Consider the following 14,625-nt stretch of genomic DNA (forward strand, 5'->3'; position numbering starts at 1 on the left):
GAAAGGGACCAGATGGCGCGCGTGAGACTTCCGGGGCGGACCGCTGTGGCGATCGCCCTCGTGGGAGCGGTCGTGGCGACCGCACCCGCCTTCGCCGCACAGGCGGGAGCCAAGGAACCCGCCGCGGCGGGCGGGCAGGCCGACCTGCGTGCCGACGTGAACCGCGACGGCAAGGTCGACGTCACCGGCGGCAGCGACACCGACGGCGAGGACGGCTGGACCGTCGGGCGCGGTGCGGTGTTCCTGGCGAACGTCGACGACGACGCGAAGCGCTGCCGGACGACCGGCGCGAACGGCAAGCCGCTCGGTGACGCCGAGCTGGCGAAGTGCCACGACGGCGCGGACAGGAAGGTCAACGGCTCGGCCGACGCCGCCGACCTGGCCCGGGTGCGCAGCGTCCCGGCGAAGGAACTGCGCGACGGCGCCACCGGCAAGCTCGCGCTGACCGGCCAGGGGGCGGGGCACGCGCGGCTGTTCCTCAAGCGCGCGGGCGCCTGGCAGCCGGTGACCGCCACCACCAAGCTGACCGCCGCCGAGCTGCGCTCCGGCGTCGAACTCGGCATCGAGGCCACCGATGTCGTGCGCGACAAGGCCGTCTGGGACGGCACCGCCGTGGTCGCGCTCACCGTGAACCCGGGCGGCGGCGCCAAGCCGACCACCGACCGCGTCACACTGCGCACCGCCCCGCTGCTCACCCACCACCACCTCCAGCGGGCCCAGCAGGTCCTGGTCACCGAGATCAAGGGCGACGACCCGTACGCGCGCGAGCAGCGCAAGTTCGTCAAGTCCCTCGCGGAGGAGGTGAAGAAGGCCGGTATCACCGCCCCGCTGGTGAAGTTCACCCAGTACGGCGACCCGTGGGCGCAGGACTTCGTGGAGCCCGCGTACGCCACCATGGCCGGGCCCGGCGGCAAGCCGCAGGGCATGCGCGTCATGCTGCGTTCGGCCCAGCCCACCCGCGAGGCGGGCAAGGAGCTGTTCGGCAAGCTGCGCGGACCGGGCGTCGGCGTCGTCCAGGTCACCGGGGTGAAGGACTCCGAGGAGGAGACCCTCAACTCGATGGGCAACCTGGAGACGATCCCGCCGTACACGCTGGGCGGCCGCTCGTACCCGGCCGGGCGGATCATCATGGGCGAGCGCAAGGACACCGGCTCCAAGCCCGCGAAGGTGATGCGCACCCTGCTCTCCTCGCAGGGCATGCAGGACCCGCTGCTGCTCGACACCTCCTGGCTGCACGTCGGCCACGTGGACGAGTTCGTGCAGTTCCTGCCCGCGGACACGCCGCGCGGCTGGCGGCTCGGCATCGCCGACCCCGAGGCGGGCATGCGACTCCTGCGCGAGGCGAAGGAGTCGGGACACGGCGGGACCCGGGTGTTCTCCAAGCAGGGCACCAAGGACGCTCCCGTGCCGAAGGAGACCATCGACCAGGCCCTCGCCTCCAAGTCGCTGCGCGCCGACAACGAGCTCGCCGCCAAGCGCATCGCCGCCAACCTGGAGATCCTCAAGCGCGAGACGGGCGTCACCGACGCCGAGGTCGTCCGCGTGCCCGCCCTGTACACCCGCGGCTCCGAGTCCCGCGAGGGCGGCGCCCGCATGCCGCGCCTGACCCGGCTCGGCGCGGGCCAGGCGGTGCCGGACGCGGCGGACGAGTACGGGCAGCTGCGTGACTCCTGGACCGAGCACCGCGCCCCGGGCCGCGCCGAGGCCTCCGGCGCGCGCTCGGCCGCTCCCGGTCAACAGGCGGGCGCCGAGGAGCCGTTGATGACGAGCGCCTATATACCCGGCGCCGTGAACGGCGTGGTGTTCGGCCCGGGCCGCTATCTCGCGCCCCGCCAGTGGGGCCCGGTGATCGACGGCAAGGACATCTTCACCGAGGCCGTCACCGCCGCCTACCGCACGGCGGGCATGGAGGTGTCGTACATCGACGACTACGCCACCTACCACCTCGGCATGGGCGAGGTGCACTGCGGCACCAACACCCTGCGCGACATCTCGGCACCGTGGTGGAAGGGGCGCGCCCGCTCCTGAGCACACGGCGCGGGTCGGCTCTTGCCCGCGCGGAAGTCGGTGCCCGACGGCCCGGCGGCACCTTGCGCCGCCGGGCCGTCGGCTTGATGTTCGCCCCCGCAACCATTGGGCGTGCGAAAGCCGTTGCGCAGAAAGAGCGCGCATTGTCACCGTGAGACTTCGCACAGCTCACAGGCGGTAGATGGACATGCCATCGAGGTAGGGATGGTGCGGTCGCACATTCGCGGACACGCAGGTGCGGAGGGGGACGCAGTGCAGGCGGCGCCGCTCCCCGTCAGCGGCTCCGCGAGGGGCCGTCCCGTACCCCGACGCCTGCCCGAAGAGGGATGACACCGTGTCCGTACCCACCTCCGCCTCCACGTCAACTCCCCTGCTCCCGCCCGCTGTTGAGCCCCGCGACACCGGGGCCGCGTCCGCCGTCCCGTCGTGGCACGGGGACGACCAGGAGTGGTGGGACTGGTACATGACGCTCGCCGACAACACGACGGACAGCCGTACGGACGAGGGGGCCACGGCGCCTTCCGAGGCGGCGATCTCGGCCGAAGTCGCCGCGCTGAACGCGGAGTTGGCCGCCCCGGACTTCGTCCCTACCGACGCCCACGCCACGGCCGGGCGGAACTCCGCCGCCGAGGTGGCCACCGAGGAAGAGGTCCTGCGGCATCTCAACTCCCCTTATCCGCTGAAGAGTCGGCACCTCGCCGCCTACCGGCGCCAGGGGTTCGTACGGCTGCCGGGGGTTCTCGCGCCCTCCGTGGTCGCGGCGTTGGCGCGGCGGGCGGACGAGTTGCTCGACCGGGCGCACGGAGGTCCGCGTCCGGGACGCTTCCTCGCGCTCGAACAGCTGTGGCTGACCGACGAGTTGATGCGCGCCGTCGCCCTGTCGCCCCGGCTCGGCGCTCTGGCGGCCCGGCTCACGGGCGCGGACCGGGTGCGGCTGTACCACGACAACCTCCTTTCCAAGGAGAGCGGTTGCGGCCGTACGCCGTGGCACCGGGACGCCGACCACTACCCGCTCGACACCACCGCGCTGTGCACCTCCTGGGTCGCCCTGCACGACATCCCCGCCGAGATGGGCCCGCTCGCCTGCCTGCCGAACGGCCCGACCGCCGTCGAGATGCGCGCCGTGCCCTTCACCCTCCTCGGCACGGACTACGACCGGCGGCTCCGGTCCGTCCTCGACCGCACGGGCGGTGCCCCGGACGCCACTCCGTTCCGCGCCGGTGACGTGTCCTTCCACTCCGCCGCCTGCTTCCACACGGCGGGCCCCAACCGCACCGGCACCCCGCGCCGTGTGCTCTCGTCGACGTACTACGCCGACGGCACCCGCGTCAGCGCCGAACCCACGCTCCTGAGCGGCGCCTGGACCGACTTCCTGCCGGGCGTGGCCCCCGGCGAGAGTGCCGTGTCCCCGCTGAACCCGGTGGTCGGCACCCAGCCACAGCCGTAGCCCGGACCACCCGCGCGTCCCCGGGCCCCGGCCTCCGGACCCGCGGCGACCGGCCGTCCCCGTGGCCGGGAACGAGCCGACGCGGGACATCCCACCGCCCGCGCACCCCCGCTGCTAGCCTGCCTCTCCGATTCCTCACCTTTGACAGGTATTGCGGCGAATTTCCCCTGTACCACTGGGAGTGCGCGTGAAGATCTCCTGCGTCGGCGGCGGCCCCGCCGGGCTCTATTTCTCGATCCTGATGAAGCGGCAGGACCCCTCGCACGACCTCACCGTGTACGAGCGCGACCCGGCGGGTTCGACGTACGGCTGGGGCGTGACGTACTGGTCCGGGCTGCTCGACGCCCTGCACCGCGGCGATCCGGAGACCGCGCGCGCCATCCGCGACGCCTCCGTACGGTGGAGCGACGGGCTCGCCCACGTCCACGGGCGCACCACCCGTCACCACGGCGACGAGGGCTTCGGCATCGGCCGCCGCCGCCTCCTGGGCATCCTCGCGGAGCGGGCCGAATCCCTGGGCGTACGGCTGGAGTTCGGCCGCGAGGTCGGCGCGGACGAGGTCGACGGGGGCGATGCCGACACAGGCGCGGACGGTCCCGCGGCGGCCGGGTCCGTCACGGCCGGGGCGGATCTGGTGGTCGCGGCCGACGGGGTCAACAGCGTGCTGCGCGGGCGGTACGCGCGGGAGTTCGGCAGCGAGGTCGCACGCGGCCGCAACACCTACGTCTGGCTCGGCACGACCAAGGTCTTCGACGCCTTCACCTTCGCCTTCGTCCCGACCGAGCACGGCTGGATCTGGTGCTACGGCTACCGGTTCGACGAGGAGCACAGCACCTTCGTCGTCGAGTGCGCGCCCACCACCTGGTCGGGCCTCGGTCTCGACCGGGCCGACGAGGCCGAGGGACTCACCCTCCTGGAGAAACTCTTCGCCGAACCGCTGGACGGGCACCCGCTGATCGGCCGGGCACAGCCGGACGGCGCCGCCCAGTGGCTGAACTTCCGCACCCTGACCAACCGCCGCTGGCACCACGGCAATCTGGTCCTCCTCGGCGACGCGGCCCACACCACGCACTACTCGATCGGCGCGGGCACCACCCTCGCCCTGGAGGACGCCATCGCCCTCGCGGACGCACTCGGCGACCTCCCGCCGGGAGCGCGGGCGACCGCCGCGCGCGGGTCGGTCGCGCCTGGCGCGCCGGGGTCGACAGGCCACCTCCTCCCGGGACTCGATGCGGCACTCGCCCGCTACGAACGGGAACGGAAAGCGGCCATCCTCTCCGTACAGAGCGCCGCCCGCTACAGCGCGCGCTGGTACGAGAACCTGCCGCGCTATCTGCGCCTGGAGCCGGAGGAGATGTTCGCGCTGCTCGGCCAGCGTCACTCCCCGCTGCTGCCGTACGTACCGCCGCGGCTCTACTACCGCGTCGACCGCGCCGTCGAACGGTCCGAGGCACTGCGCACCCTCAAGCGCCGCCTCGGCCCGCGGATCGCCCGCGTCCTGCACGGGCGCGCGGACACGAAGCGGACCTGACGGGACGCACCCCACTCCCCCGACATATCACTCACAGTCGCACTGTCAGTGCCGTCGGTTACGTTCGCAGTCATGCATCACGAGCGCCCTGGAGGCCGCACTTGACCATGACCGACGGCAACGGCCGCCAGACGACCAAGGACCCCGAGGGCCAACTCGCCCCCGGCCGCGAACGAGGCCGTGACCGCGAGGATCACGACCATGACCACGGCCATGACCGGGGCCGCGACTGCGGTCCCGCCCATGCCCGCGACCCCGCCGAGGGCCACGACGACGCCGGAGGGCGGGCCCACGACCAGGACCACGACGAGGGTGACCGACCACCCTTGTCGCCGTCTCCCGCTGCCGCCGCTCCCCCACCCGCCGAGATCACCTTCGAGGGGAAGTTCGGCAAGAACCCACTGGCGGAGGCGGGTTCGTTCCGGGCGTTGTGCGCGCGGCTGCCGTCCGTGCTGCGCGAGACGGCGACGATGGCCTGGCGCACGGACCGCAGAGCGGTGGTCCTGCTCCTGGTCTGCCAGGTCCTGACCGGTGTCGCCGCGGCCGTACTGCTGGCCTTCACCGCCGAGGCGATGCGGCCGATCCTGGGCGCGGGCCCGGTCTCCGACCGGCTGCACGAGGCGCTGCCCGCCCTGCTCGTCGTGGTGGCGGCGGCCGGGACGGGACGGCTCGCGACCTTATTCGCCACGTACGCGGACGGGCGCATCACCCCGCCGCTGACCACGGCAGCCGATCTCGCCCTGGTGGAGGCCGTGTGCCGGGTGGAGGTCTCGGCGTACGCGGAGGACGGTTTCGCGGACCGTCAGGAAGCCGCCGAGATGGGCGTGGTCCGTACCCACCTCATGGTCAAGGACGCCCAGCGGTTCCTGGCCTCACTGATCAGGATGGTCGCGGCGGGCGGCGTCCTGGCCGTGCTGCATCCGCTGATGCTGCCGCTGCTCGCCCTCGCGGTACTGCCCGCGGGCGTCAGCGCCGCCCTGTCGGCCCGGGTGGACTACGAGACCCACTACGCCAACCTCGGCGACCGCAACGTGCGCTCGATGATGCGCTGGTGGACGACCACGGCCCGGTACGCCGACGAGGTACGAGCCAACGGCATGACCGACTACCTGGTGTTCTGGTACCGCTCCCTGTCCGCGCGGATCGACCGGCGCACCCTCACGGTGCCGCGCCGCACCCTGCGGATCGCACTCGCCGGTTCCCTGGTGAGCGGCCTTTTCCTGATCGGCACCTGGGCCACCCTGCTGTGGCTCGCGGTGTCCGGACGGGTGGAACTCGCCGTCGCGGCGACCGCCGTGGTGGCCGTGCAGACCACCCTCGCCGCACTGGGGCAACTGGTGATGCAGGGCGCCGCGATGTTCCACACCAGCCTCTACCTCGCGGACATGCGCGGCTTCCTCGACTTCGCGGCCGAACGCTCCACCCGGCGCGGCGAGTTGGCGGTGCCCTCGCGGCCCGAGGAGATCCGCCTCGACAAGGTGGTGTACCGCTACCCGAACAAGGAGGCCCCCGCCCTCGACGGGGTCAGCCTCGGTCTGCGCCGGGGCGAGATCGTCGCCGTGGTCGGCGAGAACGGCTCGGGCAAGTCCACCCTGACCAGGCTGGTGACCGGACTCACCGTGCCCTCCCAGGGCCGGGTGAGCTGGGACGGCGTCGACCTGGCGGCGGCGGACCCGCACTCGGTGTGGGCGGGCACCGGTCTGGTGCCACAGGACTTCGCCCGCTGGCCGCTGCGCGTCTCGGAGAACGTCCATCTCGGGCAGCCGCGGCACGGGAGCAGCGGTGACGGCGAGGGTGGCGGAGGCGGCCCCGCGGACGACGACCCGGTGTGGGACGCCCTGGACAAGGTGGGCATGCGGACCGTAGTCGAGGAGCTCCCGCACGGCCTGGACACCCTGCTCGCACGGGAGTTGTGGGGCGGCGTGGAGTTGTCGGGCGGCCAGTGGCAGCGGCTCGCCTGCTCGCGCCTGTTCCACCGGCGGCCCGGGGTCCTCGTCCTGGACGAGCCCACCTCGGAGATGGACGCACGCGGGGAGCACGCGATCTTCAACGCCCTGAAGACCCTGGCCGCCGACCGCATCACCCTGGTCGTCACCCACCGCATCGAGAACACCAGGATGGCCGACCGCATCCTGGTGATGGACGGCGGCCGGATCGTGGAGCAGGGCACCTACGAGCAACTCGTGGCGGGAGGTGGCCTGTTCGCGGAGCTGCACACCTTGTCGCTGGACCGCTGAGTCACCGGCCGCCGGGGCATCGACCGCCACGTCATGGTCGCCAAGTCATGAGTCGTCAGGTCATGGGCCGGGCCGCCGAGTCAAGGGCCGCGGACGCCGAGGCGAGAACCGCCGAGTCAGCGCGCCCCGGCCACCGCGGACGGTGCCGTGTCGCGGACCGGGGCGGTGGACCCCCGTACCGTCAGGGACACCGGGAGCAGTACGGACTCGGGGGGCGCCTCGGGGTCGCGGAGCCGGTCGAGGAGCAGCCGGGCGGCCTCGGTACCGCAGGTGTACTGCGGGAGGCCGACCGTCGTGAGCGGCGGGCTGACCCGGTCCAGGAGGGGCAGTCCGTCGAAGCCGACGACGCTGACGTCCTCGGGGCAGCGCAGTCCGCGTGCGGTGAGGGTCTCGCAGCAGCCGAGGGCGAGCAGGTCGTGGGCGGCGAGTACGGCGGTGATCCGGCCGTCGCCGTCGAGCAGGCGGGCGGCGGCACGGGCGCCCTCCTCTATACGGTCGGCCGCGGCCTCGGTCACCGGACACTGCTCGGCGGACAGCCCGTACGCAGCGGCCACTTCGCGGAAGGCCCGCAGCCGGGCGGCACCGGCCGGAGTGTCGGCGGGACCGGCGAGATGGGCGATACGGCGGTGGCCGAGTCCGTGGAGGTGGGCGAGGGCCTGCCGGACTCCGGACACCTCGTCGCCCGCCACGGAGGCCAGCCGCTTCTCCGCGTCCACGCGGTTGACCAGGACCAAGGGGACGGCCGCGGCCTCCAGTTCGGCGACGAACGGGTCGACGGATCCGGCCGGGGCGAGGATCAGCCCGTCGACCTGGCGCGCCCGCAGCCCGGCCGCCTGGCGTCGGGTCCGCTCCGGGTCGCCGTCGGTGTTGGCGACGACGACGGTGTAACCGGCCTGCGAGGCCGTGTCCTCTATCCCGCGCAGTATGGGCGGGAAGAGCGGGTCGGCGATGTCGGGGACGAGTACGCCCAGGGAGTGGGTACGGCTCGTCTTCAGGCTCCGTGCGAGGGAGTTGGGAATGTAGCCGAGCCGCTCGGCGGCCTCCTGGACCCGCTGGGCCGTGGCCGCGTTCACCAGATGGGCCATGTCCGGATTCATCGCGCGCGAGGCGGTGCCGGGGTGAACACCGGCCATCCGGGCGACGTCCCGCAGGGTCGCGGTCACGGCAGCACTCCTAGAACGTGTCGGCCCGGCACGGCGGCTCGGGCGGGGCGGACGGTCGACGCGCACGCCCGGCGGGCGCGCTCCGCCGACCGGCGTGCGGCACATGTCCAAGGAGTTGATCTCCTCCGCATGCCGGACAAGCATGGCCGCTCAGCGCGACACCGAGGCACTCAGGGCCCGTAGGTGGCCGGTTGCGATTCCTCCGTGGCCGGTTGCCATTGGTCCAACCCGGTTCGTGACCCTTTCCGCGGCCCTGACCACGGCAGGAAGCCCTCTCCCTCCACGACCGGAGGCTTCCCTTCCACCCTCGGCATACTTGGCATATGACCAGCCACGAACCCCCCACGCCCGACGAGCAGCCCATAACACCCGCTCCGAACCGGGCCTCCGACCAAGCCCCCGACCAAGCCCCCAACCACCTCGCCCTCGGACTGTCCCTGGGGCTCATGCTCGGCGCGGCGCTCGGACTCAGCCTCGGCATGCTGCTCTTCGACGACACCGCCCTCGGCCTGGCCATGGGTCTGCCGCTCGGCCTGCTGGTCGGCGTCGCGTACGGCTACATGGCACCGGGCGGCACGAACGACCCGAACGGCACTAACGGCCCAGCGGCTACGGGGAGTTCAGGGCCCACAGCCTCCGAGCCGCAGCACGGCTCACCCTCAGACACCGACCGGGACTGACCCACCCGGGGCCGGGTGCGAGGCGCGCGGGCGTGCACGCGGCGGCCGGGACAGCACGGTGCCTGATCATCCTCGGCCACCGGGCCCGGCCCGCCGTGCACTCCATTCGCATTACTTATCGTGTCGTCCCCCGATTGCACCGTGACCGTCGGTGACAGCGCGCGTTACACGGGAGTACGCCCGCGCAGTGCGGCGTACTCGTCAGGGTCAATCAAGATCAAAGGAGTACGAGATGTCCCGCTTCGCGAAGGCAGCCGCAGTCGCTCTCGGCACCGGTGCGGTCGTGGTCTCGGGCGCCGGTCTGGCAGTGGCCGACGCGGGTGCCGCGGCCAGCGCCAAGAACTCGCCCGGCGTCATTTCGGGCAACGTCGTCCAGGTTCCGATCAACATCCCGGTCAACGTCTGCGGCAACTCGGTCAGCATCATCGGTGCGCTGAACCCGGCCGTCGGCAACGTCTGCGTGAACAAGGGCGCCGAGAAGAAGCACAAGGGCTACGGCCACTGAGCTTCCCGTCCGGCCGTCCAGGCCGAGCCGCCCCTTCGGCACGAAGCCCCCGGCAGCGCGTCCAGCGCCCGGGGGCTTCGCCGTGTTCACGGGCGGCCCGCCACCGGCGACCCGCCGCGACCCTCACTCGTAGCGGTAGATCCTGCTGTGGCTCTCCATGTCCGCGGGCGTGATGTCCCACGGCGGCATCTTCTCGTGGGCGGACAGCACGTTCCCGGCCTGGAGATCGGCGGGGCCGAGCCGACGGGCGGGCCGGTACGCGGACTTGGGGTGCGCCTGTTGCCAGCGCGACCAGAGCAGGTCGATGAAGCTGTGGTGCAGCCAGAAGGCCGGGTCGTTGACGGAGGCGCCGCCGAGCATGTGCCCGCCGACCCAACGGTGCACCCGGTTGTGGTTGCGCAGCGCCGAGCTGCCGAACCCTTCCGTCCAGCCCTCCAGCTTGTTGCGGAACCCCCCGGGCGAGGTGGAGTCCCATGGCGGCAGGTCGTACGTGCCGTCCCGCATCGCCTCGTCCACATCGGAGCGCGTCGGCAGGTCGACCGCGTCCCGAGGATTGCCGAAGTCCCGCGTCAGGAACTGCCCGTCGGTGACCCCGTGCCGGATCCGCCACTGACCGCTCGTGTACGCGAACGCGCCGGTGGTCACCTGCCGGTCCGAGCGCCGCCCGTTGCCGCCGAGCAGGTCCTCGCCCCAGATGACGGCGCCGGGGCCGCGGTCGGCGGTCCAGTCCCAGTACGGCACGCTCACGCCCGGGTCGTGCCGCTGGAGTGCCTGCTCGAAGTCGAGCAGGAAGCGGCGGTGCCAGGGGAAGAAGGTCGGCGTCATGTGCGCGAGACGCAGCCCCTCGTCCCCGTCCGCGTGGTACTGCGCGATGTGGATGCGCACGAACTCGTCGTAGCGGCCACTGCGTTTGACCTTGAGCACCGCGTCGACGAAGCGGCGCTTCTCCGCACGGCTGAGAGCGCGCAGATTCCTGCGGACGTAGACCATCGGGATCCCTTCGGGGCAGGGCCGGACCCGGGCACGGCGCGAAGCGCGCACCAACTGGGCTCGGGAGAGGAGCCGGGCGAGAGGAGCGAAAGCGGGGAGCGGGGAGCAGGGAGCGGGAGCGCGGGTTGAGGGAAGGCGAGTTGAGGAAACGCGGGGAGCGGGAACGCGGAAAGAGCCGAAGCCGGAGGGAAGACGGGGGGCACCTAAGCGGCAGGAACGGCGGGGAGCGCCGAGGCAGGGCGGGAAGGCGCGGCGCTCAGGCCAGCCGGGAGGAGCCCATCTCGCGGACCGCGGCCACCGCCGCCTCGCGGGGCGTCCGGTAGGACTCGTAGTGGTCGACCATGCTGAGCCAGCCGCCGTCGGAGCGGCGCATCAGATGCAGGGGGCGGCCGTCGACCGTGACCACGGCCCGGCCGTCGGGCAGTTCGGTACCGCGGACATGACGCCCCGACACGTACTCGTCGAAGAGCGTCTTCCCGCCGGAGGGCTGTTCGGCGGACCGGCCGACGGGCCGTCCGTACGCGCTGCCCGGCGCGCGCAGTTCACCTCCGCGGGTGCCGTCCCGACGGGCGAGGAAGAGCGGAGTGAGCGCGGTGGCGACACCGACCGCGGGCCCCGCGACGAACAGACCGCGCAACACCGCACGCCGGGTGCGGGTACGCGCGGTCGTGTTCGTACCGGAACGGGAACCGGGGGTGGGGCCGGAATTGGGAGTCGGGCCGGAACCGGGAGTGGGGCTGGGGGTGGAGCCGGGGTTGGGGCTCGGTGGGGAATGCGTGCCGCTGTCGGTCATCGCTGCTGGTCCTCGCTTCGCTCGTGGTGCGGGCGGGCCCAGGGGGCCCACCCGGTTCCCGGCGAGCGACGCGGGATCAGCCGGTCCAGAAGTCCCACCAGCGGGTCAGGACCAGCATCCCGATCACGCCGATGTGCAGCACCGGAGCCACCCACGTGAACTCACCGAAGAAGGTCTTCAGCCACCCCGGCGCGGGCAGCAGCCCGGCGCGCACGGTGAACGACGTCACGTACCAAAACATGATAATCGTGGCAACCCAGGCCAAAGAGCACCACAGACACAGCGCATTGATCCGGTAGAGGGACTGGAACTGCAGCCAGGAGCAGAAGGCGACGCCGAAGACGGTGCCCGCGTTGAGGCCGAGCCAGTACCAGCGCGGGAAGGTGGTGCCGCCGACGACCGCGGCGCCGATGCCCATGACGATGCCGTAGGCGATCAGGCCGAGCATCGGATTCGGGAAGCCGAAGACGCTCGCCTGCTCGCTCTTCATGATGTTGCCGCAGGAGATCACCGGGTTGACGCTGCAACCGGGCACGAAGTTCGGGTCCTCGAGGAGCTTGAACTTGTCGAGCGTGATCACCCAGGCGGCGAGCAGTCCGGCCGCACCGGTGACCAGAAGCAGAACGCCGAGCGCGCGCGAGGCCCCGGCGGTGACGTGCGCCTGCCCCGGCAGCGGCAGCCCCCGCGGGAACCCGTGCCGCTGCCCGTCGTGCGTCTCGTTCGTCCTGAGCGTGGTGTCCATCGTGTCGTCGTCTCTTTCGTCTCTCTCGTACGGGTCCCTGCCGGAAGTGGCGGCGCCGCCCACCGTGACGGGGGCGGCGACGTGCTTCGGCGCAACTGCTGTGTCTGTCGGGTCAGTTGGAGAGGCAGGAGCTCGTGCGCCGATCACGGAGAGCGCGGATGCACCCACAACGGACCTGTTGCCAGAGGCGTCAAAAGCCCCTGTTCCACGGAGAGTTGGCGGTGCGTACGCGTCGGGGCCGGTGCCCACGGGCAGCAGCCCGTGGGCACCGGCCCCGCTTCCTGGCTTCCTCGCCCGGATCAGCCGCCGACGGGCAGGCCGCCGATCATCGGGGAGTTGCCGCCGCCCGACTTCATGCCGTCGGTGGCACCGTCGACGGCGCCGACGACGGAACCGGCGCTCTTCGGGTCGAGGGCGTTCGTCGAGACCGGGGCATCGGCGAGGAGCTGCTGGCTGCCGAGGGTGTCGGTCGCGGTCTGGGTCACTTCGGTGGGAACGAGCCCCTCCGAGGCGAACGCCGGGGCACCAGCGCCCACGACCGCGAGAGAACCGGCGACGACAGCGGCAGCCTTCAGGGACTTCATCATGATCCTTTCATCGGCGACGGAAGTCGCCGGGCAGACGGACAGCACCGGGCCGAGATCACCCGGCGGTGTACTTCGCCGTGGTTAACGAGCCCTGTGCGGGACGGAAACTCCGCAGCCGTGAATTTCCTCGACGCCCACCCGATTGAAGGGACACGTCCCATTCTCCTATGAGCCTTCCGGCGCCCCGCCAGCGTGCACCGCGACCGTCACGACCTCGCCCGTTGCCGGTCGGCAGCGCCGTCCGGTACCCGACCGCCGCGTCAACTCGCCTACTTGGCAAGGCCGTTCGGCATAGTCCCGGGTCATCACAGGAGCGGGGGAACCGGCTCCAGACCGTGCCCGCGCCGCTCGTCGTTGTAGAACTCGTGGTGCAACTCCTCGGGTTCGCGGGCGAGTTCGGGTGTCCCGAGCTCGTCGGCGCTGCGGGCGGTGACCGTGATGCCGATGTCGCCGAACCGCTCGACGAGTTCGGCGAAGTCCTCCGCGCTGTCGTAGCCGAACTCGGCCGCACAGCCCTCGGCGAAACCGCTGCCGCTCAACAGCAGGTACGAGCCCTCGGTGTCGACGCGGACGACGGCGGGCGGCCGTCCGGCGGGCTCGTCCGGGTGCAGCCAGTAGCCGTAGAAGTCCCCGTCCTCGCCGCGCGCGAAGGTCTTCAGGTACGCCGTCATACGCACGAAGGCGGCGCAGTTGGCGGCGATGTCCGGATCGGCGCGGTCCTGTTCGGTCAGGTAGTCGTGGTCGACGAGCGGATCCCTCTCGCCGGGCTCCAGGAACGTGATGCCGTACGCCGCCACGACGTCCTCGCGGCCCTCCCAGCCCGCGGTGAGCATCAGCCTCAGGTCCTCGGGGACGGGCCGCCCGCCCAGCCGCTCCCGGGAGAACCGGGCCAACCGCTCGTCGAACATGGGGACTTCCTCTCGGGCAACGGTTCCCTCGTCTTCCGCCGGAGGCTAACTCCCGCCGGTGACAGTCCCGTTCGCGAGGTGGACCGTGGCCGCTCGCCCCGGCCCGGAACGCGCGAAGGCCGCGCACCCCCCGAGGGGTGCGCGGCCTTCGGCAGAGCCGCAGGGGCAGCTCAGTGGTTGACGCAGGTGTTGCCCGCGGCCGGGTTCAGCAGGCCGATGATGTTGATGGTGTTGCCGCAGACGTTGATCGGAACGTGGACGGGAACCTGGACCACGTTGCCCGAGATGACGCCGGGGGAGTGCTCGGCCTTGGCGGCCGCACCGGAGGAGGCGCTGGCAACGCCGGCGGAACCGGCGACTGCGGCAGCAGCAACGGTGGAGAGGACGAGGGCCTTCGCAGTACGCGACATGGAGTGTTGCTCCTTGTGTTGATCCAATACACCGGGGCGGGATGCCCGGCTCATGGACCAACGCCGAATCGGTACCGGGGTTCTGCGTCCAAAGGGGTGATCCTTTTCCGCAACGCCTGGACGAAAGGTGGTAAGCGGCCCCCGAGCGCGCACTCTGCACTGAGCGAGCACAACTTCTTTACACATCCGAAAGGGCCGCTCAGGTCATGCGACGTCGCCCCGGTCCGCCATCCCCGTACTCCACGTCGTCCGCCCCGACCCGAGCCGCTGCCTCAACTTCCCTGCTCAGCCCCGTAGTTACGGGGCTGGGACCCCTCGTCGGACGGTCGCACGGCGGCCCCCTCCCGCGCTACCACAGCGCGCGGTACGGCGCCCTCGTACATACGTCCCTCGACTCCATGCACGCCCGCCGGGACACGGGGCCCGCAGCGGGCGCCTACTGGGTGGCGCGCGCGGCGCAGGAACCCGCGCGGGACGACACCGTCGCGCCCCCGCGCACCTCGCGCGCGGCGCACTGACCCCGCGCGCCGCTCGCCCCGCCCCGCCTGCGCCCAGCGCTGTCGCCCGCCACGTCGGCCCCACCAACACCCCGCCCCCTCCCCCA

At 72.0% G+C, this 14,625-nt stretch carries 13 protein-coding genes; 6 read left to right on the top strand and 7 right to left on the bottom strand.

Annotation, left to right across the window (positions count from 1 at the left end):
• Positions 1–12: 12 nt before the first annotated feature.
• The 4 genes from HUT18_RS14485 to HUT18_RS14500 all read left to right on the top strand — a co-directional run bounded on the left by HUT18_RS14485 (position 13) and on the right by HUT18_RS14500 (position 7,243).
• Complete coding sequence (locus HUT18_RS14485) at positions 13–2,028, top strand: protein-arginine deiminase domain-containing protein (protein ID WP_176101077.1); 2,016 nt, start codon at positions 13–15, stop codon at positions 2,026–2,028.
• A 334-nt stretch (positions 2,029–2,362) separates the two neighbouring features.
• A complete protein-coding gene (locus HUT18_RS14490) occupies positions 2,363–3,475 on the top strand; it encodes a phytanoyl-CoA dioxygenase family protein (RefSeq protein ID WP_176101078.1) in 1,113 nt (370 codons plus the stop codon).
• A 187-nt stretch (positions 3,476–3,662) separates the two neighbouring features.
• The gene (locus HUT18_RS14495) at positions 3,663–5,006 is read left to right on the top strand and encodes an FAD-dependent monooxygenase (protein WP_176101079.1); all 1,344 of its coding nucleotides are present in this window, start codon (positions 3,663–3,665) and stop codon (positions 5,004–5,006) included.
• Between the two features lie 107 nt (positions 5,007–5,113).
• Positions 5,114–7,243, top strand: a complete 2,130-nt coding sequence (locus HUT18_RS14500; protein ID WP_176104530.1) for an ABC transporter ATP-binding protein — start codon at positions 5,114–5,116, stop codon at positions 7,241–7,243.
• Positions 7,244–7,359: 116 nt separating this feature from the next.
• Here HUT18_RS14500 and HUT18_RS14505 read toward each other — a convergent pair whose 3' ends face one another.
• A complete protein-coding gene (locus HUT18_RS14505) occupies positions 7,360–8,406 on the bottom strand; it encodes a LacI family DNA-binding transcriptional regulator (protein WP_217710489.1) in 1,047 nt (348 codons plus the stop codon).
• Between the two features lie 323 nt (positions 8,407–8,729).
• On the opposite strand from HUT18_RS14505, the gene HUT18_RS14510 reads away from it, so the two are divergent.
• Positions 8,730–9,086 (top strand): hypothetical protein, encoded by a 357-nt coding sequence (locus HUT18_RS14510; protein WP_176101080.1) that lies wholly within the window; start codon positions 8,730–8,732, stop codon positions 9,084–9,086.
• A gap of 232 nt (positions 9,087–9,318) precedes the next feature.
• A complete protein-coding gene (locus tag HUT18_RS14515; protein WP_176101081.1) occupies positions 9,319–9,591 on the top strand; it encodes a chaplin in 273 nt (90 codons plus the stop codon).
• Positions 9,592–9,714: 123 nt separating this feature from the next.
• Here HUT18_RS14515 and HUT18_RS14520 read toward each other — a convergent pair whose 3' ends face one another.
• The 6 genes from HUT18_RS14520 to HUT18_RS14545 all read right to left on the bottom strand — a co-directional run bounded on the left by HUT18_RS14520 (position 9,715) and on the right by HUT18_RS14545 (position 14,021).
• Positions 9,715–10,581 carry a tyrosinase family protein gene (locus HUT18_RS14520; protein ID WP_176101082.1) on the bottom strand — a complete coding sequence of 289 codons (867 nt, stop codon included), beginning with the start codon at positions 10,579–10,581 and terminating at the stop codon, positions 9,715–9,717.
• A gap of 256 nt (positions 10,582–10,837) precedes the next feature.
• On the bottom strand, positions 10,838–11,374 hold the full coding sequence (locus HUT18_RS14525; RefSeq protein ID WP_176101083.1) for a tyrosinase family oxidase copper chaperone: 537 nt from the start codon (positions 11,372–11,374) through the stop codon (positions 10,838–10,840).
• 76 nt (positions 11,375–11,450) lie between these two features.
• On the bottom strand, positions 11,451–12,116 hold the full coding sequence (locus HUT18_RS14530; protein ID WP_176101084.1) for a vitamin K epoxide reductase family protein: 666 nt from the start codon (positions 12,114–12,116) through the stop codon (positions 11,451–11,453).
• Between the two features lie 299 nt (positions 12,117–12,415).
• Positions 12,416–12,703: a hypothetical protein gene (locus HUT18_RS14535; RefSeq protein ID WP_368661527.1), complete on the bottom strand. Its 288-nt coding sequence runs from the start codon at positions 12,701–12,703 to the stop codon at positions 12,416–12,418.
• A gap of 305 nt (positions 12,704–13,008) precedes the next feature.
• Positions 13,009–13,611 carry a hypothetical protein gene (locus HUT18_RS14540; RefSeq protein WP_176101085.1) on the bottom strand — a complete coding sequence of 201 codons (603 nt, stop codon included), beginning with the start codon at positions 13,609–13,611 and terminating at the stop codon, positions 13,009–13,011.
• A 170-nt stretch (positions 13,612–13,781) separates the two neighbouring features.
• Positions 13,782–14,021, bottom strand: coding sequence for a chaplin (locus tag HUT18_RS14545; RefSeq protein ID WP_176101086.1), 240 nt, complete (start codon positions 14,019–14,021; stop codon positions 13,782–13,784).
• Positions 14,022–14,625: the final 604 nt, after the last annotated feature.

Origin of the sequence: Streptomyces sp. NA04227, from assembly GCF_013364195.1 — a bacterium.
Taxonomy (GTDB): Bacteria; Actinomycetota; Actinomycetes; order Streptomycetales; family Streptomycetaceae; genus Streptomyces.

Bases quoted from the DNA above. Each gene is read 5' to 3' on its own strand.
- HUT18_RS14485 (WP_176101077.1), top strand. From the start codon at position 13: ATGGCGCGCGTGAGACTTCCGGGGCGGACCGCTGTGGCGATCGCCCTC.
- HUT18_RS14500 (WP_176104530.1), top strand. From the start codon at position 5,114: ATGACCGACGGCAACGGCCGCCAGACGACCAAGGACCCCGAGGGCCAA.
- HUT18_RS14510 (WP_176101080.1), top strand. From the start codon at position 8,730: ATGACCAGCCACGAACCCCCCACGCCCGACGAGCAGCCCATAACACCC.
- HUT18_RS14515 (WP_176101081.1), top strand. From the start codon at position 9,319: ATGTCCCGCTTCGCGAAGGCAGCCGCAGTCGCTCTCGGCACCGGTGCG.
- HUT18_RS14520 (WP_176101082.1), bottom strand. From the start codon at position 10,581: ATGGTCTACGTCCGCAGGAATCTGCGCGCTCTCAGCCGTGCGGAGAAG.
- HUT18_RS14525 (WP_176101083.1), bottom strand. From the start codon at position 11,374: ATGACCGACAGCGGCACGCATTCCCCACCGAGCCCCAACCCCGGCTCC.
- HUT18_RS14530 (WP_176101084.1), bottom strand. From the start codon at position 12,116: ATGGACACCACGCTCAGGACGAACGAGACGCACGACGGGCAGCGGCAC.
- HUT18_RS14535 (WP_368661527.1), bottom strand. From the start codon at position 12,703: ATGATGAAGTCCCTGAAGGCTGCCGCTGTCGTCGCCGGTTCTCTCGCG.
- HUT18_RS14540 (WP_176101085.1), bottom strand. From the start codon at position 13,611: ATGTTCGACGAGCGGTTGGCCCGGTTCTCCCGGGAGCGGCTGGGCGGG.
- HUT18_RS14545 (WP_176101086.1), bottom strand. From the start codon at position 14,021: ATGTCGCGTACTGCGAAGGCCCTCGTCCTCTCCACCGTTGCTGCTGCC.